Raw genomic sequence first — 22,657 nt, forward strand, 5'->3', positions numbered from 1 at the left:
CTTTTCCAGAGTGGTCTGATTCCTTTTCCCAAAGAAGAGATTGATATTTCTTGTCTCAACAAAGCAAACATTCGTGATCCAGAGAACGGATGAGGATTTCTTTCTGGAGTTGGAGAACTAATCCTTTTCAACCACTTCCAACAAATCCTCAATCCCGCAATCCAGCAGTGTCACGATCTTGGATGCCAGATCCAGTGAAAGTGCTGCTGCTGCCTTGTCATCGTTCCGTGCCAGGCGGGTGATGGTCGTCGCTGCCACCCCTGCTTGAACTGACAAGGCGTTCATGGTGATGGGTTTCTCGCCCACCTCCGCACGACGCAGATTTGCCTTGGCAATTGCCTTGGGCAGTGTCAGACGAACTTGTTTTGCCATAAAGCGCACCATACCCCAAGCGCAGCATGTCGCAATATCAGCATGAGACGCTGCATCCTCAGTAATTTTTGCTATAGTTAGTGCGTTGAGGGCAAGAGGTTCACAGAAACCCGCCCTCTCAACCCCACTTCAGAAACCCATAGAGGTTCAAGACCATGCCGACTGACCTTTCCACCATTGACCTGGCAACCCTCAACGCTGCCCAGGGTGTGATCGTGACTGCCCTTCGGAACCAGTGCTGCCAATGGGAGCAGGACTCCGCTGATGCCATTGCCGATGGTCACCTGTCCAATGCCGTGATGCTGGAGCACTGGGCATTTGCCGCTGATCTGCTCTCCGCCACTGTGAGCACGGAGTTCTCTGCCCTCTTTGGCAAGGCAATGAACGCTCGCCTGAACAGCAGCACCCGATCTGTCAGTGACCACCTCCTCGATGCCATGGCACTGGAGGTGGCAGCACAGCAGAGCGAACCATTGGACAGAATTAGCGTCTAATACTGCGTTGTCTAGTTTCTGTGCTATATTTTGAGCGTTGAGGGGCAAGAGGTTCATAGAAACCCGCCCCTCCAACACCTTTCCCGAAACCCACAGAGGTTCAAGACCATGCTTCATCAATCCACTCCCTTCTGCTGGCACTTCACCAGTCCTGAGCATCAGGGAATGCTGGTTCGCCATTCACGCTCGGGTGACTTTCAACTCTGCCGCCGCTCACAGGTGGGTGAGATGTGCTGGGAGACCCGCACCCTTTCCTGCCACCAGACCCTGGAGCAGGCAGTGGCAGCAGCAAAAGACCATTGCCTGGTAACCGCCTGATGGTTCTTGCCGTTGCTGGTGGGGGAGAAATCCCCTGCCACACTTGACCCACGACCCGCACCAGCAATGGCATCTGATCACCCTGACGCACCCAAGCAGTTCGGCATTCGTCTGAATCAGGACACGATGGAACTGGTTTCTGAGATTCAGGAGTTCAGGCGTCGAACCAATCAATCCACCACCCTTGCCGCCATCGTGGAAGACGCCATCCGTTGCCACTACAACCGACTGGAGGACGAGGGTGCTCTCTATGGCAAAAAATGACCCCACCGATCTCCAAAGCAGATCTTCAGCGACTGGTGGAGACGCTGCCGCCTGAACGCCATAACCCCTACGCCTATCTGGAGGACTGGAAACCTGATCAACTGCTGCTAAGGCGGATTGAACTCACCGATCAACTGAAGATCCTGGACCAAGAGCGCAAAGCAATTGACGCTGAACTGCTGGAGGTCTTCTCAGATCCTGAATTGCGCTATGGCATTCGTGTCCCTGGTGGATGGGTTCTCAAGCAGCGATCACGAACCTCCTGGGACTATGCCCCTGAAGTGCGGGAAGCAGTCAAGGCGATCCAGAAGCAGGCACAGCGGGATGGACGAGCACAACCGTTGGTGAGTTCCTATCTCTGCATGGTTCAAGAGATCTAAGACAACAAAAGCAGCATCAGAGACCAAAGACTTGTTGCAGATGAGCGATTGGATTATCCGTTGGTTCGCCACGCACGACCCATCGCTCTGTGCTTCCGCTCCTCAGTAAGGCACGGAAGTCATCGGCATTAATCAGGATCCCCGTCCCAACCGCCAGGTTCACCATCTCCTCTGGAGTTTCAGCGTCATAAAACTCCTGCTCAATCTCAGGATCACCATCAACCTGATAGCAGAGGTGATCCAAGGCATCCAAAAGTGGTTGCGTGATGGCGCTCATACCCGTTCGGCAGAGACACCTCAACGCTACTTAAGCGCCAAACACCCGCAGCACTAATCTTTACAGATGCAGCGCTAGGCGCTATACTATCAGCACTGAAACCCACAGAGGTTCAATCCAATGCTCAAGACCAGCAACAACGGCACTCAGGCATCAGGTGCCGTCAAGTTCTCACTCCGACCCACTGCTGAAACCCTGGCAGATCTATCAAGACCCATTGATCCACGCCACCTCAAGACCAGGAAGCAGGGCACAGCGACCCTGACCTACTGCCCCTGGAACACCATTGCTCGCCATCTTCACCACCGTGCCCCTGGTTGGTGCTGGGAAGTTCAGTCGGTTCAGGAGGTTGGTGGTGCTGTTGTGGTCACTGGGCGTCTGACCATCCCCACTGCTGATGGCGACCTCCTCCACTACTCAGCAGTGGCATCAGAACCATTGGAGTCGGCATCGAAGGCACCTGCTGCTGAAGTTGCTGCGTCCTCATGCCTCAGGAGGGCAGCAGCACTGGCAGGTCTGGGGTTGGAGTTATGGGGTTGAGGCAATGAAGTGGGCGTTCCTGCTCCGTGGGGTACTGCTGACCCGTCGACAAGGTGCAGCAGCGACTCTGTTAACAGATTAACGAATTAACAGACCCAAATCAGCAAATTAGGAATGCAAGGACATTCCCTTTGGGGACTGCGATTTGATGGATTGATGTGACTGCCGAACACCAGTCGTCACTGGGCATACGGCAGGATTGAATGTCTGAATGAGTGGAGAAATAGTGATAGACACCTTGTGGGTCTTTCCATTGGATGAAGTGAGTCATGTGTCCTCACTCCACACCTGAAAGAAGTCCATGTAGAGGACCTCTAAATCGTCCCAGTCCTGGATGCTGTTGAATTCCAACCACTCTTCCTGGAGTGCCTTCTTGTCCCTTCCATCAAGGCGTTTAAGGCGCTTAGAGCAGTCGTTCAGTGCCTTATCGACCGTGAGTTCAAGGCGGCAAAGAATGGGGTCTGAGTTGCTCATGCTGCCCCCATACGCTTGCGGTATTTGCCCACAACCTTGTCTCTATCGACGTCCAGATACTCCTGGAGCGATGCCAGAGACCGATGACCAGAGATCTGTTGGATTTCCCTGAGGGTCCATCCATCGCGGTACAACTCTGTTAGTTGTGTCCTCCGATAGGAGTGAGAGGACACACCCGAGAGACCGTTCCATTCACAGACCTTCCGCAGTTCCTTATCGAAGGCAGCAGACGACAGAGGCATGGTGATGCCGTTGCGAGACTGAGTGGGCGATTGGTTGAAGAAAAGGAAATCGTTTGGTTGGAGTCGGAGTCCACGCGCGCGCAGAACAAGTGAATCCATGAGTTTTGGAGGTAAATACACCTCCCGACTCTTTTTCATCTTTGTTGTTCCACGTTCGAGGATCACCATCCCCGTTTCGGGAACAAGATTTCGAACACGAATGGCGAGTACTTCACTGATTCGACCAGCAGACCAATAAAGGAGGTCAGCGACCAGTCGGTACTTCTGAGGCAGGTTGTCCTGGATCAGGGTCCGTTCCTCAGGAGAGAGGACCTTCGCCTTCCCAGATCGGTTGACTTTGTAGAAGAGGGTCATGGGGAGTTCGATTCCCGTGGACACTCAGAACATACTGCCTCTCCGCACGGAGATCAATGTAGATAAAACAGGTAGGTTGGTCTTTCGTTCAAAGACCAACCAAGAAACCCAGTGTTTGCAGGGGTTCTTGATTTCTGCCTTTTTCTGAGACTGGATATGAGACTCATGTATGACCTCTATTAAGTTGGCGAGTAGTTGGTACGGATGTATTAGTGTTGGGTCCAGTCGCGGGATAGTCCATGACCAACCCACCTGAGGAATGGAGGTTTCTTCCTCATAGGTTTCTTCAACCTGCAGGTGACGGTGGTCGGGCATGCCTCTCTTGCAGATATTTCCACTACCACCCGTCCTTTCTTTGCCTGCCCATCTGTGCCTGCCACCTTCATGAGGGATTGGTCGAGAACCAGAGGCAATCCAACGTCTGTTGCTCTGATTGGGCACCAAGGGAACGCCCAGACATCAAAAAAGGGGCACCGAAGTACCCCTAAGTTCTGGTTTGGGTCTGTTAATCCGTTAATCCGTTACCAGGACCTCACTCCTCAGACTCTTCTTCAGAACCACCCACAGGGATGAGGCGAATTGCCTTCTTACCCAGTTTGATTTCGAACTCGTCACCAGGATTCAGGTCGAGCAGTGCGGTGTATGCCTTACCGACCAGAAGGTTGCCATTTCCCTGCACCGTGGCGGTGTAGGACAACTTCCGACCACCTTTGCCGATAGCAGCACCACCACCACCCAACTCAATGCCTTTGGCGCCCAGAAGCGCCTCATAGAAGGCAGTGAAGTTCACCCGATCGGAACCATCCTTTTTCTTGGAGACATAACCGCACTGGGTTGCTAGGTCGGTCTTTGAGACATCACCAAGTTCTTTGACCTTAGTGAGCAGTTCAGTACCAGTAAGCATGAGGGAAGAGTGAATGCTTATTCATGGTGTAACTCGAGTCTCTCAAGTCTTCAAGGGGTCAGAACCACTGTCATGACTGGTTACCTGCGTTGTTCTGGGTCTCCTCCTCCCCCTGAATCTGCTTTGGCATATCTCTCATTACCTTCCACTTTCCATTCTTGTACTTGTAACCATTGGCGCCTGCGGTCCGCCATCGCCCCCAGCATTCAACGACCTTACACATGAAGTCTTGGTCATCCTTTAAATGCTTCAGGGCATAACTGATCGCTCTTTCTTGAGCATCTAGCAGTTCCACGATTTCTTGTGGAAGGGTTTTGGGTCTACTCATGGGGATGGTTCCCCGATGACGATGTTTAATCCTTCTTCCAGTTTGAGGATCTTTGCCATCTCCTTGATATAACCAATCTGAGATGGGTTGATGTAGACCGATTCCTCTAACAGTCCCCCAGTAACTGCGGGGAAGGTCACCAGTATTTCTTGTGTGTTCATGATAATCCAAATGCAGTGAGTAGTTTTTCGTCCATCATGTCGTCAGGTTTTCGAACATACCCATCCAACATTTTTGCAAAATTTCCTTTGATCTTGTTTCTTCGCCTGAACCGACGATTGCTACAGATCGATCTGATGTGTTCAGTCATCTTCTTGCCTGCGATTTCCCACATCTCTAATTCAAGTTTGTAGTCCTCGTAGGTGCAGTCAAATGTTGGCAGTTCGTCTCCTGCTGACTCCAGTTGTTTTCCTAGGACTTGCATAATGGGGTCCAGTGACTTTGCCCACAGGTATTCCTGCGGCGTATAAGTGGGTCTTTCAGATAGTATTTCCGTTATCGCGGCAACAAGATTTAGTTTCGTATGCAATGTTGAATCAATAGTCGGGTATATCCCGTAGTCCTCCGTCCCATTCTTTCTTGTATATCTTTCGACGGTTCCTGAAAAGTTAATGGGTAGATTCATTCCGAATTCCATTCCATAGGAATCCAGGTCTTCCTTGCTGATGAATAGATTTAAATGATGTTCTGTTGTGATGCGCTCTTGGTCTTGAAATAGTTTGCTCTTGTCTGGTTTTCTGATGGTTGGTTGTGATACGTAGAACCGCCTTGTGTTGTTAGGCAGATCTTCCCAGTCCGTAATCCATCCTCTGCATAAGACGTATTTGCCCATATAGGGCGACAATGCTTTTCTCATGACTTCATATCTGCTCCTAAGATATTTTCTATAAGGTTTCTCTTTGACGCGTTTATCGCTTTCGCTGAGAAGTTTTATTTTCAGAAATGCCTTGCTTAGCAAATCCTATGTATGATTATATCAAAATTATGCATTATATAGTGTATTCTGTTTACTTTTCAACACAAAATTGAATTAACAGATTAACGAATTAACAGTCAATAACTCATTACGCCAGCGAGGGTTTCCTCGATTGTCTTCGCCAGGTGTGGGTGCTTCTCTGCGACCTCCTTCAGTCTCCGCCTGTAGTTGAACCGTTGCCCCTTGGATGCCGACTTCAGGTACTCCAGAGCGTTCTTCTGGATGTAGTCATTGGCATGGAGCATCCAGAACCCTTCACGCCCTTCCCGCAACTTGTTCAGGAACCCTGTGAAGGTCCCCATTGGTGCTTGAACCAGGTCTTCCAGTGAAGTCAGTTCGAACTGCTTCTTGAGGTCATCTGGTGCCCCATCCCATGTGCTTCGCAGTGCTTTTGCAAGAGCAACCGCAACGTCTTCTGATTTGTCCTTGGAACGGATGAGGCGCAGGGCAACCATCGTCTGGTCATCCCCGTACTTGGTCTTAAACCCATAGATGCCAACCAACTTCTCCAGGTCACCCTTGAATCGCTCCAAGGTTTCCTCTTCCAGTTCTGCAGGGGCAAGGATCTCCGCAACGGTTGAGAAGTCCTGAGGCAACTCCTGCACCGTGCCTTGGAAGCGGCGTGCCTTGATCCATCGGTTCAGAGCACCTTGCGATGCGTCTTTGTGAATGACCCCATCCGCTACTGCTTCATTCAGTTCCTCGTCGTCGAGGCAGTGGATCAGATGGAGGGTCGTGTAGGAGGCAGGTAGGACCTCCCCCTTCTTGTCCTTTGCCTGGATTTCGTAGAGACGGTCATCCAGACCGATCTGCAGGAGTTTCGACCAGATCTTTGATGAGTACAGGTCCTCGGCAACGCACTGGTCTCTGAGGTCTCTGAAGTCGCTTTCAGACAAGCACTCCTTGGCGGATCGCACGACCTTGCAGGTCAGGAGGATGTCGTCGACAGATCCCTTGATGTCTGAGGTTTGCAGTTCTGCCAGGTAGGCAGCAACGTCCTTGGTCTTCTTACGAGTTGGCATCAGACCCCTCAGACCCCCTCATTGAACCGCACGACTTCTCCGTTTGGAGAGTCGTACATCGAATTTGGTAAGCAGTTTCCAAAAAGTCGTGTGATCAGCAGGGTTTTCAGCAATTTTTTCGTCAAGTCAAGGATTCTCCGAACCAGTTCTGGAGGGTGTTGGTCGTATCAATGGTTCGTACAGGATGCCCTTCTCATAGGGACTGACGAACGTTCTGCCCGTCACCCTTTCAAGTTCCTCCACACCGCCTTCCCAGTAGGTCTCTTCATCGGGTTGAAAGTTGAGGACCCCATTGGTCTCCTCGTAGCAACGCAGGGTTCTTGTCCCCCTCCAACCGCAAGGCGAAAGGGTGTCTGCTTGTGCATCAGAGGCAAGAAGCACCAGGAACGACAGCAGGGCAACTCTCAGCAAGTTGCTCTCCCAACCAGAGAACCCGCGACTGCGCCGATCGTTGTGCCGAGGATTGTCTTGTTGGACTTGCGTCCTCCCACTGCGTAGCGACCAGCAACTCCACCCAGGATTCCGCCTAATCCCATTCGGACAAGTTTTCCTCCGCATTCAGGTGCGGGGGGCGAGTTGTTGACCACGACTGGTTGCCCTCCTCCTCCTTGGTGCTGGGGATAGGGAACAGGGACTGGATATGGGTAACCAGCAGGAGGGTGCCCGTAGTGATGCTCCGCATGTGCCGTCGTGTATCCATCGGGGGCGCAGTCGATGCGACGCCGCTTGGTTCGAACCTCCCCCTGTTCGTAGCGCCCATTGGCATTGATCCGCCCAGGGACATATGTCTCCGTGTGCCTGTAAGAGCGACAGGTTTCAAAGGTGTTCTGGTGTTGGGCACCTGCAGGCAAAGGAAATGCCATGAGGACCGCCACCAGAACAGGAAGTGAGTGCTTCTCCATGGAGTTGGGTTTGCTTCTGCCGAAACCCTATGACCCTCTCTGCGTTAAGACAACGATTTCTCCGCAAAAGGGTTGTAGTTCCAACAGGAAGATCAACCTGACCCCCTCAACGGGCAAAAAACGTGCATTTCTATTTGCAGAGAAGGTCATATGCCCTGTGACTACAACTGCAATTACTGCTTTTTGCGATAGACCATGACCCTCTCTGCGCGGAGATAGTCGTAGAGAGTGGACAGTCGAGAGAACCGTCTACCTATTACCCTCTCCGCACGGAGAAGGTCCTATAAAGGGTACAGATCGGGGGAGGCATACGACCCTCTCCGCACTACCTACCCACCATGCCCCGCACCAAAAACCGCAAGGAACTCTCCCCCGCCCAACTGGCAACCCTCATGAAGACCGCAGAACTGCGGGTGAAGGGCAAAACCAGCACCTGTGACCTCTTCGCCAAATCCCGCTGAGAACCATGAGCACCTTCAACGGATGGGCGAACCACGCCACCTGGAACATCGCCCTTTGGATGGGCAACGAAGAATCACTGACCGTCCTTGCCCGCCGCATTGCCCGTGGCGGTGGCAACTACAAGGACCTTGCTGATGTCCTCCTCCATTCCTTCGGGAAGGTTCAGACCCCAGACGGCGTCTCCTTCATGGATCCCGCTCTGGATATCGCTGCCCTCAACGAATGCATGGAGGACCTCTGACCATGCTTCGTTTCTTCCGCGATCTGTGGTGGGCACTCACCTCTGACGAAAAGCACCCGCCATCCGTTCAGGAGGTTGCTTGTCAGCAGGGTTCCCTACCTCCCAAAGAGTCCCTGACCATTCAGGAATACGCACTGCTCCGTCCCTTCTACGAGGCACAGAAGGAGCACTCTGAACCCAAGACCTGGGGGCAACTCAGGAAGGAGGGGTTCGAACCAATCGAAAAGGACGCAATGGACCTCCAGTCCGTTTGCACCCTCTGGAACAGGGAATACATCGACACCCCCCTGGACTACGAGGAGGCAATGAACAGATGCCAGCAAGAGGCAACATAAGCGACCTTCTCCGCAAGGCGATGTCGTCCCTTTGTTACGGTTTGTTGATACTGCTTTCTCCGCGCGGAGAAAGTCGTTAGACTTTAGGCAAGAGCAAAGGGGGCGGAACCGATGCCCCACCAACCACTTCTTCTTCACCTATGACCAACCGCTATCCCCGCCCACGCCGTCCCTACAACCGCCAGGACTGGAACCAGGGCGGACGCCGCATCGACTATTCGGAGAACTACAACCCCTCCAAGGGCACCTACTTCAAGGGTGTGTACGACGAAGACGGCAACTACGCAGACCTCGACTGAGTTCTGGGCACTTCTTTGAGTATTCCCGAGGGACAGATTCCACACCTTGGGAATTACTCACCTCCAAAGCGTCCCAATGGCATAAGCACTCGCAACCAACTGACCATGACCCTCTCTGTTGATCGCCTTCCCCGTCAGGAGTTCCTTCGCATCTGCATCGACGAGGTGTTGACCCGCTTCGCTGAGGACTTCTGCCTGGGTAGCGGGTATGCCTACGACGTGATGGTCCTGATCGCAGAGACCAATGACCAATTGCGTTCTATGGGACTTCCCTTTTACCGCTGGGGTGTTTCCTCCCTGTCTGATCGCCATCGGGAACTGGTGCGACTGACTGACCAGGTCATCGATGCCTGCAACGACATCCAAGAGGTTGTCTGATGAGACCTTCTCCGTGGCGAGAGGTCATGGAATTGTTTCGATTTGTTGACACGACCCTCTCCGCACAGAGAAAGTCGTTATACTAAGGACATCAAGCGAGGGCAGGACCCTCAAAGCACTGACGACACCAGACCGTCACTAAACCCAACGCGAACAGCGAACTGGTTCTCGATCCACCTACTACCGCTCAAACCAATGCTGGTACTGAATCAAACCGAGAACACAACCGAAGAGACCACCTACGCCGAAACAGAGTTCACCCTGGGCGACCTGGTGGGTTTCAGCGACGTCATGCGTCAACTGGAAGGTCTGAGTGCTTACAAGAAAGAAATTAATAACTGATTACTGCCTGAACCGATCACTCACTTCTTCATCCACATGATCAGAACAGTCATCCGTCATGCCAAGCGTGCTGCCCGTGGTGGACGCAAAGTTCCCACTCCGACTCAAATTCGGAATGCAAGGGCAAGAAAGAAAAGGTAGAGAAAGAATTTGAACTGAAGAACGAAACCTCACTTTATCCACTCCAACAATGTTCGATTCAGACTTCATTTCCATCGCCACAAAGGGCAATGAATCCTTCTACATTGAAGACGGTGAATTCATTCTGATTACAGCAGTAATTGTTGATCTTAGGAAAAGATCAATCTATATGCTATTGGCAGGCGATGCTGGTGAAATTAATTGGGAATTTACTGACTTTTCGAATTCATCTGAGTTTATGCAACTGCATAACCTGATTAAGGAAGGTGTGTGGGAAGGTGTTGTGTTTTACACCGATCCATCTGGGTTCATCGATTGGCGTGAGACTGCTGAGGTATGAGAAGACCAGACTTCCCTTTCCCTCATATCGTTCTTGAGGATCGAAAAGAGGTTTGGATTCGTATCGATAGCAGTATTACGGCAATGGGCATACCTGCGCTGATGCAGCAGTTCTTCCCTGGTTATACGGGGCATATTGCATCTGAAGACTATTTCAAGAAGTTGACCAAATAAGAGTATCGATTTACCGACGATCAACTCAGACCGTCGCTAAACCCGCTTCGTGAGAAGTGCTGAGAAATCAACCTATTCATTTTTTCAGATGACAACCGCAACACAGACCTACAAGGCAGAGACTTTTATTAGGCAGGGTGAGGAAGAGTTCCGTTGTGGATGGGACTTTACAGGACCTTGTGATGAGGCAAGTGCAATCACTCACCTGTCTGAAATCCTGTCAGAGGCAGCAATGGGTGAAGGAACCTTTGAGGATGAGAACGAGGATGACTTCAATTTTTATGGAATGACTCCTAAGGAGTTCGCAACCTTAATCGTCAAGGACGAAGAAGCAGCAAAGGAGATGTATGGAACCACATGGGAAATCTGTCCTGGCGAACGCTGCGATTGAAGAATGACCGCAACTTGTACTCAGTGGGACTTTTGCGTAGTTCCAGAAGATGATGAGTGGAACCTCGACAGTCACATTGAATTGCTATCAAGCAATGGACTATCAGGCGAGAACCTGAAAAACCAGACCATTGCTTCTCTCTTCTCATTCATGATGCGAGAGCATCACTTCCAACAACTCATGGAATGTGAGATGGCAGCAACGGAATCAGAGATACAGGAAAGGACAAGAGAATATGTGGAGTGCATGAAAGATATGTGGGATTACTTCCAGCAAGTCTATTTGCCCCACTACCAGATTGATCCAGGCAACTACAACCCATTATGAGTGAAGCAAAAATCAGGGTTCGGGACTTCGTGTCCGACCCAGTAACACCTAAAGAAATAATCGGAAGATTTTGGGACAAAGTTTATTACATGATTGATATTGATGAAATTGTGTATGACTTGATTTCTGACTACGACATTGCAATGGATGAGCAGAAAATTGAAGGTTGGTATATGGAGGAAGACACCGATGAAAAGGATAGTCTTCGTGACCAAGTGCTCACCCAAATGGGATGTGAATTTCACTGATGATCATGGAAACGCCTACTGAAAATGAGAAGCAAACTGCTTATTATTATGCTGAAGAGATTTGCCGTGCCATTTCTTCGCAGAGAATGAAACCTGCATATAGATTTTATGAGGACTTGTGTGCAGCATCTGGTTTGACCCATGAAGACCAGGAATGGTGCGAAGAGGTCTTTGATGAAGTGGCACAGATCTATAAGTTATTCCCAGACTACTTTGAATACAAATCATAGAACCAGATGACTCCTGACCTGCTTGCAAAAATGGAGGAAGACTTAGTTCTTTGTCTTGACCAGAACTGTCTTCCTGACGAGATAGAACACTATCTTCTTAACCATCCTCTCTATGACGACTCGGGAGAGGAAATTGAGATCTTGACTGAGGACTTTAACTGGAAGGTCACCTTGACTCTTTCCTATAACCCATAGACCAAAGAAGAACAGATGGACGCTATTTACGGAACTAAGGAACACCAGGACCTCGTGATGCAGGTTCTGGATTCGGAGCATACCAATTACTTCGACAAGTTGGAGTGCTATGCCTCCACGTATTTCAGGACGAAAGATCCTGAGAATTTCCCTCAGCGCATTGAGGATAAAGATCTTGAGGTCTTCACGGACAAGATACGTATTGCGGCAGCAAAGTACTTGGAGATGAAGTGGGGACTGCCCAAATAACACATTAACAAATTAACAGCGCCTAATCGTAGAAATGAAACCTGCAAAAGTATTGAAGCGCCTTTTGGTGCTTAGAAATCTCTGGCGTGCAAACAACCTTTGTTTGTTGCCTGAAGACCAGGAGGAGTACGACAACCTCCTCACACTTCGACGCGAGCGCGTTCTGCTGATATCAAACGGATGATGGAAACCATATTTGACGACTACTGCGATCAGGCAAATGAACTGCTTGAACTGACGGAGGACATGGTGTCCTTCTACTGCTCTGAATACGCCGTCTCAGGACAACGTGCCTGGGACATGCTTCGGGGAATGTCCGAGGCAAAACTTGACCAATACCCTGATTACTAATGTCTGTCCTGAATGGTGCGCGGGTCCTTTCCCTTTCATTCCATTCAGGGACTACCAAACAACCCGAACTCTCTGCCTCCACCCTCAAGCGTGAGGTTGAGAAGTTCTGGATTCAGACCCACATTCCCTTTGACCCTGAAAAATCCCTTGTTCATCCCCTTCAGTTTCTACAAAACAAGTGTGACGCTGTTGTGGGTGTTGCAGGGTATTTCCTAATTAAGGACCTGTTCCTATCCAGTGACCTAACAGACCAAAAACTCATTACCCAAAAGTTTGAGCACACCCTTCAAGGCACTTGCCATGGAGGGTCAGGTTCGTCTCATGAACTTGTCATTGATCAGGTGGTGAAGGTCTTAAATCCATCCCTTGGACGGGTCCATCGTGACCTCAGAGTCAAACTTGATCGATTTCTAAAATTAGAGGAGGCATACAACCAGGAACTGAAAGAAAGCAACAACCAAACCACCAAATCATTAGTCCAAATATTTGAACAGATAGAACAAGTCAGAAAGGACTTGTATGCGCTAAATCAACTTCGCTTTCAACGTGATATGTATCGACGCGAAATAAGGCAACTCAAATATTCTGACTTCTAACTGTTAATTCGTTAATCTGTTATTTACTTATTGAATATGGCAAATCATTGCTCAAATTATCTTTCTTTCACAGGTCTCTCAGTTGACCAATGGATGGAGGTTGTAGATGCCTGTGTGGCAGGAGAGCAGAAGGTGGGAGGTTTCCTCACGACCCTTTTCCCCGAACCCGACTACACGGTGACTCCCGTCCCCCACAAGTTTCCAGAGACTCATGCTGCTTTCCACGCCAAGACCGAAGAAGAGAAGCAGGAGATCCTGCAGAACGAACCCACCATTCGTGAGAACTCCTGGTGGGACTGGCGCAACTTGAACTGGGGCACCAGGTGGATTGATTACGAGGGGCACGGATTGGACTTCCCCACGGAACCCAGCACTGACTTCGACATCCCCTTCGAGAGTGCATGGTCACCCCTCAACGAGCACTGCATGGAGGTGCTCTCCAAGAAGTTCCCTGGGGTCCTCTTGACCCTCCATTACGACGAGTGTGGAGAAGACTTCTGCGGGGTCACCGTCGCCAAAGACGGAGTGGTCCTGGACTACTGCACCGAGATCAGCAAGTTGAGAGAGACCTGGGCAAAGGAGAACCACCCAGGTCTCTGGGAAGAGGCAGAGAACCCTGAGGACGAGGACGCCGTGGATGAATTGGAAGACCTCTGGAGCGATGAGTGGGACATGGTCATGGATGGACACCTCGACAAGATCCAAGAAGACCTGATCCTCCAGGTCACGAAGCAGACCTCTGGAACGACCACGACCGAACTGGTGGGGCAGAAGTAATGCGCATCTACCGAAACGAGCACGCCGAAGCGTTTGCCAAGAAGGAGCGGAAGTATTCCGATCTTGTCTGGTATTCCCGCTCCCGCCCCAAGGAAGACACCGATTACTGGGACAAAGTCCCCGATCACATCCGTGAGGGTGCCTTCAATGCTCAGGCAAGGGTCCAAGAGATCTATCCAGATGAGGTAGCGAAACTCAATGGGGAGTTGCCGCCGAGGTGCAATGCAGAGGAGATGTCCGAAGAACTGCGGGCACAACTCACCGAAGCACTGATCAACTCGGATTGGGAGAACGGGTTCAACAGCGGGTGCCTTGCTGCCTTCCGCTATGTCCACACCGCCCTCCAAGAAGACCTTGGAACTGCTGAACAGGAGTTCCCCTCACTGCACACCTGACCGCAGGACAGGAGATCCCAAAGCACACTGCTCTCTCCGCATGGAGACGTCGTCTCTTTGTTTCGATTTGCAAACATGACCTTCTCTGCGCGGAGAAAGTCGCTACACTAAGTACATGAACAACAGGGGTGGCACCCCAACCAACCATCAGGCAATCGGCAACTGCCTCTAAACCCTGCGCCGCCGCGAAAGAGGAGTGCTTCCTCCATCAAGACGCCCCTTCGGTCATTGGGGCATCTGTTCCTTCGCAGCACTCACGTTGCTTACTGCTCAGCAGACCTACGACCGCCTCAAGAACCACGCAGACACCTACGGGTACTGCACGCTTAGCGAGCAAGAGCGTTTCTTCCTCAAGAAGTTCAAGGCAATGCATCTGAACCCCCTGGTTCGGGAAGGTGCCAAGACAACTGGAGAGGCGCTTAAGGACAAGAAGCAACGCACCTGGACTGGTGCATCGCCCAGTGGTTCACCCAAGCGCCGCCGCGTTACACGCCGTGCGCGGGTTTCATTTGACCCCTCGTTGAAAACCTGGACTCCTCCTGCTGCCCCTGAGGCAGTTCAAGCAATGGAAGGGCATGAGGTTGTTGCCTCACTCCCCTCCCTTTACCAGCGCCCAGAGGGAAAGAGAAAAGCGCGTGTTCTGCGCTGAAGAACAGATCTAACCAGAACACTTGCTCTTAACCCATGAATATCTACGCGCAGATCTTCCAGGAGATCGAAGAGGGTCTTTATGCGCCCTTTCCTGGAGAACTGGAGAACCCTTATTGGGTTGCTCCAGAAGAGATCAATCGCAAGGAGGAAGAAACCCTTGTATTGGCATAAGTGGTTTTTAGGGCGTGTCTTCAAGATTCAGTTCTGGAGAGACGCAAAAGGACAAAGAACACTCTTACTCATGTTTTGAAAATGCCTGAATTAACAGAAAAGAAACCTCAATTGTTGAAGGTTGACGAATCAATCCTTGACGACGTCAGGACTGTTGCCTGCGAACTTGAGGAATATCGCGACACCTTGCTGGATAGCATCGACTACTCCCTAACTGAATTTCGAAAAGATATTTACGGGTGGGACGGCAAGGAAGCAGCAAGAGACCTGCGTAAGCAGGGATTTGAGGTTTACCTAAGAACGACCTGGTTCGTCGAAAAGGACGGCAAAGAAGTTCAACTCACTGTTTGAAAATGCTTATTACCGACGACCAGAAGTGGGAACTTCTCCACGCATTGATTGGTTATTGCAACGAAGACCCCGACTTTCTTGAACATCGACTCGAAGAACTAATTGAACTTAAAGGAGACGAACTCTATTCGTCTTACATGTCTGAAGACTGATCACTAACAAAATCCTTTTAACAATGACCCAAAAAGAACTCCGCAACTTGGCGCTCTCTTTCGTGCGCGATGAACTTCCCTTTGAATTCGAAGATTGCATTGCCCGTGTGCTGGATCGTTTCCCAGAGCACCTGCAAGTAGAAGGTCGCCTCTCTGACTACGAGGTAGAAGACCTGGTCTACTCCGACCATTACTACAAGCACATCAAGGAATACCTCCTGGACTTCGTGGTTGGAAAGGTCTTCATGTCTGTCGAACCCATTCCTAATACCTCTATCGCCACCGAACCACTGTTTGCTTCCGTATGAAATCGAATCTCTTAATTGCGTCCACCATCCCCTCCCGTAAATCAGGCGGGGGATTTAGTGAATTATCTTCTGAGCAATACATCAACAACTTTTTTCGCTTACGCACTGACAATCGCATTGGAAACGTACGTGCTCAGCAATCTGACTGGACCGCAGAATACACCAGACGCAATCACTCGTATTCGCTTGACGACCTCTTTAATCCAGATCTAAGCGGACTTGAGATTGAGGAAAATCCAGAAGGAGAATGGGTTAGAGAAAGTCATAAGAAACTCAAGGTAATTCTTACTGCTACCAATGGTTTGTGGACTGTTGGAGTTGATCATGATACGCGAAATAAGTTCTATGATTTTTCAATTAGTGTAAACACAGGTGGTGTTTATAGGTTCCACCCTGAAGCAATTGAGAAGGATATCACTGGCAAATATGGTTCCTTGATATACCAACAATGGCGAGCATTGGTAATGAGTGACCTCGACTCCTTGAAGGAACTTGTGCGAGAGGTCCGAGACAATCTTCAAGTGGTTGTCCCTTCGATTACTTGTTGTGGTCGATCCGCCCGTCTGTGTCAAAAAGTTGGTATTCCAGTTGTCAAAAGTTTTGCATTCTTATTCCCTTCTTCCTACACCGTTTAATCATGTCTGAGTTTAATTACAAGTTTTCCAATCCACCCACAGAGACGAACTATCTCGTCGATCAGGTGCCTGCAACTGATGTAGATGAATTTATTTCTTTTATGCAGGAGTTTCGAAAGAAGACTGGTTGCCGCTTTCGCTTTAAGGCAGATGGCAGAACGACGCAAGTAGTCACCGAGTTCCCTGCCACCTATTGATCATGAGTCAGACATTAAAAGACGATGACCAGAGAACTATTGGTGAAGTTCTCTCAGATGGTTCTGATGAGGAGTACAGGGAAGCATCACATCGGTTGCTTGCTGCATTTATCAAGTACAACGGGGAAGATCCAAATGAAAAGTTTGACTTGGTGAAATTAAAATCACCTTACTCCGACGATACAACTGGTTTCGGACTTGTTCATCCTCTCCACCAAAATGAGGTAATCGCATTTAGCAATCCAGAGATTGATCGTGGATTCATTATCTTTGATTGTTGTGGCGACGTTCATCCTTTTCCACTTTCACCCCCGAAGAAGGCATTTGATGAATTCCTGTCTGAGGAAGGTCATGCAATGTGGGAAGACGCAATGAACCACAACCAGGGTCGTGAGGACTATTACTTCATGGATAAGGTCCCCTCCGTCAAATGACCCACTGACGACCTCAGACCGTCACTAAACCCTTGGTGCGTTGAGGAGACTGAGTGGTAACTAATGCACGACTTTCTAATACAAAAAAATGAAATACAACAACGATCTATTCCTCGCCAGTCTTGATTCTTGGGATTGGGAGGAGCGACGTCGCTACTACCGCTCCTGGCGGGAAGAGAATATCGAGAAAATCACGGCGCAACTTTCTGGTCTTGAATTCTCCAATGATCAGGAGAAGACCTTGATACTCGAATACATGAAGGGTATTGCTAAGGGTGCCCAGATCGAGCGCGACTTCACTCCGCAGTTCAACAGGGAGACCGAGGAGAAGGAAGTCCCTTCCAGCACTTGGAGCGCAGGCATGACCTTCTACCGCCTCTGCTCTTATCGCAGCGGACGAGACCTCTCTGCAAAATCTCTCAACGCGCACCGTTCCTTTATCCAGAACGTTGCTGCTGAATTTGTATCCCCTGAAGACATTACGTGGGAGTACAACCGTGAAACTGGTATCAAGCGGGGATATGACATGTCCTCCTTTGGTCCGCTTGCCCTTGCCTTGAACGTGTGGGATTTGACTGATCAACTTTTCCGCCAGACAAAACGATTGGCATCAGTTGAGCAGGATGTTCTTCAACAGCGATCTGTGGTGAAGAGTGCAGAAGTGGAACTGAGCGAGGCACGTACCCAACTGAGTGATTCGACCTCATCGGTAGTCCATACTCTCTGAGTTGCTGACGACCTCAGACCGTCAATAAACCCTGCAGGGGACCAGGCAACTGCTGGTGTTTGTCCCTTTTATTCCTTATATCAAAATACGATGACCGTAACCACTTCGGCACCTGCATATTGCAGTGATGCCTTCATCTTCGACGTAAAGCATCTGAAATTCGATCCATTCGACCTTGTTGAACGCGGAATTGATTTTGCAGAGGTGGAATACCTTCAAGACAAGTTATTGAACAATTACCACCTGGTGGAAATCGACGCTAATGAGTGCCCCAATTTTGATATGGCATACGAAATCTTCAGCGAGCGTGTCTATGAGGCATCTCAGGGAACAATCGAGACTGGCGAAGAGGTCGTACTCCTGACGCGTGGCAACTACGACGAAAACTTTGAGGATGCTCTGCCGACTGACAAACCTGTTATCGAGACTCTGTGATGACTTATTCACGTCGCTATGTTTCTGACCTTGACGTTGCTTGCGGAAGAGTTCTTACGCAGACCTTGGATAAAGATGCCGTAGATATGGATCAGAGACTTACAGAAGAGGAGTGGACTGATTTTTGCAACAAGTACCAAGGTGCTTTTGCACTTGCCGCCCAAGAAACAGCAGAGATGATGTTGGAGTGGTATTCATCCAGTGAAGACGAAGATCCTGTGATTTAGAGAGATGGAGCACCTGTTTGATGCTTAAAACTACCGTCCACAAATGCCCGTGCTGTGAAGAACGCATTGTCTCTTTTTCCCGTTCTCTTGTTTCTCATATTGACGGCGACTACCTGTGTATCGATCTCACACTTGAGCAACTTGCACTCCTCTCCTACCAAATCCAGGATCAACTAAAGACTTCTTCCTGGATGGGTGAACAGGTAACACATTAACAGATTAACAATGGAAAATCGGCGTAGAAGGAAGCGTACTCGCGTTGTTGTGCGAGGACCAGGCACTGCAAACAACAAGTGTCGTGAGGTCCTCGAACTACTTTCTCTTGAGAAGAATCGGACTGCATACCGCAATCAACAAAAGAATATTCAAATCCATCAATACAAGGAGGTTATGACCGCACGATGAACTTCAACACAGTTAACCGCAAGGTGCTTGATTGCCTTCGTGAACTGGCAGATGACAACGAAATCAGTATGCGTAAGAAGAGTGGGCACCAGATCGTTGTTGCCCGCTTTGGTGGTGAGGAGAGGATCTTTGGTCTTTCTGCCTCACCTGGTTCTAACTACCAACGCAATATTCGATATTCCCTTAATCGTTTTATCCGTTCACTACCCATTGACCGTGAACCTATTACAAGTTTTTGATCGTTAATCTGTTATTCCGTTGTCGCTTAAATGAGTTTATAGACGTATACACCAGGAGAGGGTGAAAGACGAATCCACTTCTCATCCACCCTCTTTTCTTTCTTGATATTCTTTTTGTCTAAGAGTGCTGCCATATAAAACTATATAACTACGGTGTTTCCTAATAGATTATACACCAATTTAACAATAAAATCTACCTACCAGTTGCTATGTATTCCGCTAAACAAATAGTCGGTTCCAACACCATGTCGGTGATCGAACCGAAGGGCGTACTACGCCAAGCATTTTTTTGGAAGCAATCCAAAGACGACAAGAAACAGATTGAGAAACTGGAGGGTTGGAACGTCTATGACTATGTCGATAAGTTCCTGCCTGCCTTTGGTTTCTACTCTTACAGAGACCCCAGTTGTGAGGAGTCTGCTGAATTTCAGGTTATTCAGAAGAACGGTCGCTTCGTCCAAATCATCGGTGGTCTTAATGACCCCAAGACGACTGAAAAGATATTTCGCTGGACACTGGATTCACTTAAGTACCTCTGTGGGGTTGGTTGCGACCTCCCCGACTACAAGAACATCAAAAAGGCATTGATGTTCAAGAAAAACCTCTTCGAAAAATGGACGATGCAGTTCTTGCCTGAACTGCCCGAGGTCGAAAGCGAAGACGGTATGGGCAAGACAGAGGTTGTGCCCCAACGATCACTACGGGACAACCCTGAGCAAGCACATGTCTGCTTTAAGAACGCTGTGGTGGTCATCCGCAAGGGCAAAGAACCTGTTGCGGTTCCCTATTCCCGCCTGCCCAAGGAGATTTTTATCTGGCAGGACCAGGTTCGGAACTACGACATCAACAGCGACCTCTTGGACTTAGGTCCTCATGGGGTCTGGTGGGACTTCATGCAGAACACCTCCCGCGAATTCGTAGAGGGGACTTGGGTTGTTAACCACGGGATGCTCACCACCTTGATGACCTCCTACGGATATCTGCTGCACGACTACACCCCACCCGACCTCCGCAAGGCAATCGTTCTTTATGACCGCACCAATGCCATCCGTGAAGGCGGTGCTGGTAAGTCGATCCTGTGCGACGGCATCAACCAACTCCGTCCCTACCACTGGATTGACGGCAAACGCCTGAAGGGTGAGCAGCGGTTCGTGATGGAGGGATACACCGAGGACAAGCGTGTGGTCCTCATCTCAGACCTCCGCAAGGACTGGGAATTGGAGGACTACTACAACATGATTTCCGACGGTTTCACGGTGGAAGGCAAGGGCAAACCCGTCTTCACCATCCCCAAGAAACTGGCACCGAAACTGCTCCTCAACACCAACTACACCATCCCTGCGGTCAGTCGCTCAGACCGTCGCCGCGTTCACTTCGTTCCCATCAGTCAGTTCTATGGGGTCCTCAACGACTCCCAGGGCAAGACGCCTGCTGACGTGCATGGCGGATACCTGCTGGAAGAGGGGAACTGGACGAGTGAGGACTGGACCTCCTTCTACGTGACCTGTATCCACTGCATTCAGGAATACGTCGATAAGGGACTTGTTGTCTTCAACGACCATGTCCTCCATGACCGCCAACTGCTTGCTGCTGCCGCGCACGACGAGACCTTGCTTCAGATCATGCAGGGGTTCATCGAAGAGGTTGTCCGCAGTGGTGGCGTCTGCGAACGCGATCAGGTGATGAATCTGTACCAGACCAACCCAGACCTGGAGCGTTACTCCGATTGGAGTGCCTCCTGGAAAACCCGTCGCTTCAAGGACATTGCTGCGGGGATGGGATATCAGGTCAATCCAGGACGCACTGGAAACCGCTGGCAGCAGAAGGTGAATGGAGAGATGAAGGACTTCTACGAACTGGTCCGTCCTCTTCAACCTGATGCCCCTCAAACCCAAAAGGGTTCTGGTGGCATCAAGACCAATGCCGAGAAGGCAGCAGCAGAGGAACCACCTGTGGTTAAGGGCGGTCGATTTGCTGGTTTCCTGTTCGGTGAGGAGGACTGATGACGCAAACGAATACCAACGCCATACCTATGACCCAACCATTCAGCACTAATCCAAAACTGGCGGACTGGGTTCCGTCAGAGCAGCAAATTCAGACCATCACTGCTGCTCGTGACATCTGGGACCTGGTCCCAGAGGAGGAAGGAGACGAAACGAACAAGTCCTGCATCAACCTCTTGAACGTCTATTCCCACATGCGCCCAGAGATCACCGATCCGCAGCAACTGGCAGACGACGCAGAGGAGTGGTTGCACAACGTCATCGCGTACCGCAAGCGCCATGAGGCAGGGAACTGATGGCACGACTGACCACAGCACCCCGCTTCCTGCGTGTCAGGGAGGTCCTGGAGATGACGGGTATGTCCCGCTCATTCATCTATGCCCAGATGGCAGAGGGCACCTTTCCCAAGCAGATCCACCTGGGTCCTCGCACCATCGTCTGGAACGAGCGTGAGGTGGTCCAGTGGATGGAAGACCGCATGGCATCCAGATGACCCCGACGGGTGGGGGACCTAAGTACCGACAGAACTCTCCTAAGGCAGGGCACTCATCGGTGCTCTGCCTTTTTTGCGCCCCATGGATACAGAAAGGGGTAGTTCTTCTTATGCCCCGGTGCTCTGAACCCCCTTAGAACGGGAATGAGGTCAGAGACTTATAGGAACTGCAAAGCAGGTCTCAACGACCTTTAGGGGGGTCCCGCACCCCCCTTTTAAATGCGCGCTTCTACGGATGGCGGCAGCACTCCAGGGACGTGAAAGTTCCATCAACCCTCTCTGGAGGGGTGAATGCGTCATCGAGGGAGGGACTAGGGAACCCTCCTTTTTTGTGCGTCCCGTGACTCAAGTAGTCGTTTGGTCGTTATGGCGACGTTGTGTTGCCACCCCTCGCGTCATCCTCTGGGTGCTTCCTTTTCGGTGAAAGGGGGCGATGCGTCGAACGCGGGGGTGCTTAGGGAACACCCCCACTTTTGTGCCGTTTCGTAAAGAGTGCTTTCGCATCTGCCGTTGGAGCGGTGATGTTGCCTTCGGACCTACTCCCTTGGTTCGACGCATTAGTCCCCTTCAGTGGCGGCATTCCCTGCCGCCTTTTTTATTGCTTACGGGCAACCGAACCAGGAGCGGTCCTCACCACCTCCTCTGACGGTTCTCCTACTCCTCACAGAAGAGCGCCAGGATGAAGGTAATGGGGCGTCAAGCGAGGGGACGGGACCTCTGGGGTGAGAACCCAGGGGTCTTTTTTTGTGCCTGAAATCGTCTGTGGTGCGAAATCGTTTACGGCATTTCCCTTCGTGAGATCGCGTAGGGCACTCCCTCAGTCCAGCGCTGTCCTGCACCGTCTAATGCGCGTGTTAGGTAATGTGTTAGGTAATTTCAGGTAAAATCACCCTGAAGTTGTCCAAGACTGTG

At 50.4% G+C, this 22,657-nt stretch carries 37 protein-coding genes; 30 read left to right on the plus strand and 7 right to left on the minus strand.

Annotation, left to right across the window (positions count from 1 at the left end; genetic code table 11):
- Positions 1 to 117: 117 nt before the first annotated feature.
- Positions 118 to 384, minus strand: coding sequence for a helix-turn-helix domain-containing protein (locus KR49_RS12300; RefSeq protein WP_084188051.1), 267 nt, complete (start codon positions 382 to 384; stop codon positions 118 to 120).
- 143 nt (positions 385 to 527) lie between these two features.
- On the opposite strand from KR49_RS12300, the gene KR49_RS12305 reads away from it, so the two are divergent.
- The 3 genes from KR49_RS12305 to KR49_RS12320 all read left to right on the plus strand — a co-directional run bounded on the left by KR49_RS12305 (position 528) and on the right by KR49_RS12320 (position 1,828).
- On the plus strand, positions 528 to 866 hold the full coding sequence (locus tag KR49_RS12305) for a hypothetical protein (RefSeq protein ID WP_043695984.1): 339 nt from the start codon (positions 528 to 530) through the stop codon (positions 864 to 866).
- A 384-nt stretch (positions 867 to 1,250) separates the two neighbouring features.
- Positions 1,251 to 1,448, plus strand: coding sequence for a hypothetical protein (locus tag KR49_RS12315; RefSeq protein WP_043695989.1), 198 nt, complete (start codon positions 1,251 to 1,253; stop codon positions 1,446 to 1,448).
- Positions 1,445 to 1,828: a hypothetical protein gene (locus KR49_RS12320; protein ID WP_043695992.1), complete on the plus strand. Its 384-nt coding sequence runs from the start codon at positions 1,445 to 1,447 to the stop codon at positions 1,826 to 1,828. Before KR49_RS12315 ends, KR49_RS12320 begins: the two co-directional genes overlap by 4 nt.
- Positions 1,829 to 1,844: 16 nt before the next feature.
- On the opposite strand, the gene KR49_RS12325 is transcribed toward KR49_RS12320, so the two are convergent.
- The 6 genes from KR49_RS12325 to KR49_RS12360 all read right to left on the minus strand — a co-directional run bounded on the left by KR49_RS12325 (position 1,845) and on the right by KR49_RS12360 (position 6,945).
- On the minus strand, positions 1,845 to 2,105 hold the full coding sequence (locus tag KR49_RS12325; RefSeq protein WP_253912768.1) for a hypothetical protein: 261 nt from the start codon (positions 2,103 to 2,105) through the stop codon (positions 1,845 to 1,847).
- 807 nt (positions 2,106 to 2,912) lie between these two features.
- Positions 2,913 to 3,119, minus strand: coding sequence for a hypothetical protein (locus tag KR49_RS12335; RefSeq protein WP_043695998.1), 207 nt, complete (start codon positions 3,117 to 3,119; stop codon positions 2,913 to 2,915).
- Positions 3,116 to 3,715, minus strand: a complete 600-nt coding sequence (locus tag KR49_RS13075) for a site-specific integrase (protein ID WP_156957206.1) — start codon at positions 3,713 to 3,715, stop codon at positions 3,116 to 3,118. Before KR49_RS13075 ends, KR49_RS12335 begins: the two co-directional genes overlap by 4 nt.
- A 532-nt stretch (positions 3,716 to 4,247) precedes the next feature.
- Complete coding sequence (locus tag KR49_RS12345) at positions 4,248 to 4,619, minus strand: AbrB family transcriptional regulator (protein WP_043696001.1); 372 nt, start codon at positions 4,617 to 4,619, stop codon at positions 4,248 to 4,250.
- A gap of 485 nt (positions 4,620 to 5,104) precedes the next feature.
- On the minus strand, positions 5,105 to 5,905 hold the full coding sequence (locus KR49_RS12355; protein ID WP_156957207.1) for a hypothetical protein: 801 nt from the start codon (positions 5,903 to 5,905) through the stop codon (positions 5,105 to 5,107).
- Between the two features lie 95 nt (positions 5,906 to 6,000).
- Positions 6,001 to 6,945 (minus strand): hypothetical protein, encoded by a 945-nt coding sequence (locus KR49_RS12360; RefSeq protein ID WP_043696010.1) that lies wholly within the window; start codon positions 6,943 to 6,945, stop codon positions 6,001 to 6,003.
- Between the two features lie 1,240 nt (positions 6,946 to 8,185).
- Between KR49_RS12360 and KR49_RS14520 the strand changes: the two genes are divergently transcribed.
- The 27 genes from KR49_RS14520 (at position 8,186) to KR49_RS12470 (ending at position 21,745) form a co-directional block, all read left to right on the plus strand.
- Entirely contained in the window at positions 8,186 to 8,308 is a 123-nt protein-coding gene (locus tag KR49_RS14520; RefSeq protein WP_256381021.1) for a hypothetical protein, read from the plus strand.
- A 5-nt stretch (positions 8,309 to 8,313) separates the two neighbouring features.
- Entirely contained in the window at positions 8,314 to 8,550 is a 237-nt protein-coding gene (locus KR49_RS12370) for a hypothetical protein (RefSeq protein WP_043696016.1), read from the plus strand.
- A 2-nt stretch (positions 8,551 to 8,552) separates the two neighbouring features.
- A complete protein-coding gene (locus KR49_RS12375; protein WP_052378262.1) occupies positions 8,553 to 8,885 on the plus strand; it encodes a hypothetical protein in 333 nt (110 codons plus the stop codon).
- Between the two features lie 140 nt (positions 8,886 to 9,025).
- Positions 9,026 to 9,184 (plus strand): hypothetical protein, encoded by a 159-nt coding sequence (locus KR49_RS14015; RefSeq protein ID WP_156957208.1) that lies wholly within the window; start codon positions 9,026 to 9,028, stop codon positions 9,182 to 9,184.
- Between the two features lie 105 nt (positions 9,185 to 9,289).
- On the plus strand, positions 9,290 to 9,562 hold the full coding sequence (locus KR49_RS12380) for a hypothetical protein (RefSeq protein WP_043696019.1): 273 nt from the start codon (positions 9,290 to 9,292) through the stop codon (positions 9,560 to 9,562).
- Positions 9,563 to 9,757: 195 nt separating this feature from the next.
- A complete protein-coding gene (locus KR49_RS14020; protein ID WP_156957209.1) occupies positions 9,758 to 9,904 on the plus strand; it encodes a hypothetical protein in 147 nt (48 codons plus the stop codon).
- A gap of 190 nt (positions 9,905 to 10,094) precedes the next feature.
- Positions 10,095 to 10,385 carry a hypothetical protein gene (locus tag KR49_RS12385; RefSeq protein WP_043696022.1) on the plus strand — a complete coding sequence of 97 codons (291 nt, stop codon included), beginning with the start codon at positions 10,095 to 10,097 and terminating at the stop codon, positions 10,383 to 10,385.
- Between the two features lie 222 nt (positions 10,386 to 10,607).
- The gene (locus KR49_RS12390) at positions 10,608 to 10,949 is read left to right on the plus strand and encodes a hypothetical protein (RefSeq protein ID WP_156957210.1); all 342 of its coding nucleotides are present in this window, start codon (positions 10,608 to 10,610) and stop codon (positions 10,947 to 10,949) included.
- A 3-nt stretch (positions 10,950 to 10,952) separates the two neighbouring features.
- Positions 10,953 to 11,276, plus strand: coding sequence for a hypothetical protein (locus tag KR49_RS12395; protein ID WP_043696027.1), 324 nt, complete (start codon positions 10,953 to 10,955; stop codon positions 11,274 to 11,276).
- The gene (locus KR49_RS12400; protein WP_043696029.1) at positions 11,273 to 11,524 is read left to right on the plus strand and encodes a hypothetical protein; all 252 of its coding nucleotides are present in this window, start codon (positions 11,273 to 11,275) and stop codon (positions 11,522 to 11,524) included. The genes KR49_RS12395 and KR49_RS12400 overlap by 4 nt, the downstream gene beginning before the upstream one ends.
- Before the next feature lie 5 nt (positions 11,525 to 11,529).
- A complete protein-coding gene (locus KR49_RS12405) occupies positions 11,530 to 11,754 on the plus strand; it encodes a hypothetical protein (RefSeq protein WP_156957211.1) in 225 nt (74 codons plus the stop codon).
- Positions 11,755 to 12,548: 794 nt separating this feature from the next.
- Positions 12,549 to 13,145 (plus strand): hypothetical protein, encoded by a 597-nt coding sequence (locus KR49_RS12420; RefSeq protein WP_043696040.1) that lies wholly within the window; start codon positions 12,549 to 12,551, stop codon positions 13,143 to 13,145.
- A 93-nt stretch (positions 13,146 to 13,238) separates the two neighbouring features.
- A complete protein-coding gene (locus KR49_RS12425; protein WP_043696043.1) occupies positions 13,239 to 13,922 on the plus strand; it encodes a hypothetical protein in 684 nt (227 codons plus the stop codon).
- On the plus strand, positions 13,922 to 14,317 hold the full coding sequence (locus tag KR49_RS12430; RefSeq protein ID WP_043696046.1) for a hypothetical protein: 396 nt from the start codon (positions 13,922 to 13,924) through the stop codon (positions 14,315 to 14,317). Before KR49_RS12425 ends, KR49_RS12430 begins: the two co-directional genes overlap by 1 nt.
- Before the next feature lie 259 nt (positions 14,318 to 14,576).
- Positions 14,577 to 14,966 (plus strand): hypothetical protein, encoded by a 390-nt coding sequence (locus KR49_RS14025; RefSeq protein WP_156957212.1) that lies wholly within the window; start codon positions 14,577 to 14,579, stop codon positions 14,964 to 14,966.
- Between the two features lie 35 nt (positions 14,967 to 15,001).
- The gene (locus KR49_RS14105) at positions 15,002 to 15,139 is read left to right on the plus strand and encodes a hypothetical protein (RefSeq protein ID WP_162176165.1); all 138 of its coding nucleotides are present in this window, start codon (positions 15,002 to 15,004) and stop codon (positions 15,137 to 15,139) included.
- Positions 15,140 to 15,220: 81 nt separating this feature from the next.
- Entirely contained in the window at positions 15,221 to 15,490 is a 270-nt protein-coding gene (locus KR49_RS12435) for a hypothetical protein (protein ID WP_156957213.1), read from the plus strand.
- Positions 15,491 to 15,689: 199 nt separating this feature from the next.
- Complete coding sequence (locus tag KR49_RS12440) at positions 15,690 to 15,950, plus strand: hypothetical protein (protein WP_156957214.1); 261 nt, start codon at positions 15,690 to 15,692, stop codon at positions 15,948 to 15,950.
- Positions 15,947 to 16,585 carry a hypothetical protein gene (locus KR49_RS14030; protein WP_156957215.1) on the plus strand — a complete coding sequence of 213 codons (639 nt, stop codon included), beginning with the start codon at positions 15,947 to 15,949 and terminating at the stop codon, positions 16,583 to 16,585. The genes KR49_RS12440 and KR49_RS14030 overlap by 4 nt, the downstream gene beginning before the upstream one ends.
- 199 nt (positions 16,586 to 16,784) lie before the next feature.
- On the plus strand, positions 16,785 to 17,216 hold the full coding sequence (locus KR49_RS12445) for a hypothetical protein (protein ID WP_156957216.1): 432 nt from the start codon (positions 16,785 to 16,787) through the stop codon (positions 17,214 to 17,216).
- Positions 17,217 to 17,304: 88 nt separating this feature from the next.
- Complete coding sequence (locus KR49_RS12450; RefSeq protein WP_043696058.1) at positions 17,305 to 17,943, plus strand: hypothetical protein; 639 nt, start codon at positions 17,305 to 17,307, stop codon at positions 17,941 to 17,943.
- 90 nt (positions 17,944 to 18,033) lie between these two features.
- A complete protein-coding gene (locus KR49_RS12455) occupies positions 18,034 to 18,378 on the plus strand; it encodes a hypothetical protein (RefSeq protein WP_043696061.1) in 345 nt (114 codons plus the stop codon).
- Positions 18,378 to 18,605: a hypothetical protein gene (locus KR49_RS14035; RefSeq protein WP_156957217.1), complete on the plus strand. Its 228-nt coding sequence runs from the start codon at positions 18,378 to 18,380 to the stop codon at positions 18,603 to 18,605. The genes KR49_RS12455 and KR49_RS14035 overlap by 1 nt, the downstream gene beginning before the upstream one ends.
- Positions 18,606 to 19,006: 401 nt before the next feature.
- Entirely contained in the window at positions 19,007 to 19,249 is a 243-nt protein-coding gene (locus KR49_RS14040; RefSeq protein ID WP_156957218.1) for a hypothetical protein, read from the plus strand.
- Positions 19,250 to 19,494: 245 nt separating this feature from the next.
- The gene (locus KR49_RS12460; RefSeq protein ID WP_156957219.1) at positions 19,495 to 21,252 is read left to right on the plus strand and encodes a primase-helicase family protein; all 1,758 of its coding nucleotides are present in this window, start codon (positions 19,495 to 19,497) and stop codon (positions 21,250 to 21,252) included.
- Positions 21,252 to 21,548, plus strand: coding sequence for a hypothetical protein (locus tag KR49_RS12465; protein WP_043696069.1), 297 nt, complete (start codon positions 21,252 to 21,254; stop codon positions 21,546 to 21,548). The genes KR49_RS12460 and KR49_RS12465 overlap by 1 nt, the downstream gene beginning before the upstream one ends.
- Entirely contained in the window at positions 21,548 to 21,745 is a 198-nt protein-coding gene (locus tag KR49_RS12470; RefSeq protein WP_043696072.1) for an AlpA family transcriptional regulator, read from the plus strand. Before KR49_RS12465 ends, KR49_RS12470 begins: the two co-directional genes overlap by 1 nt.
- Positions 21,746 to 22,657: the final 912 nt, after the last annotated feature.

The sequence above is a fragment of the Synechococcus sp. KORDI-49 genome, from assembly GCF_000737575.1.
Taxonomy (GTDB): Bacteria; Cyanobacteriota; Cyanobacteriia; order PCC-6307; family Cyanobiaceae; genus Parasynechococcus.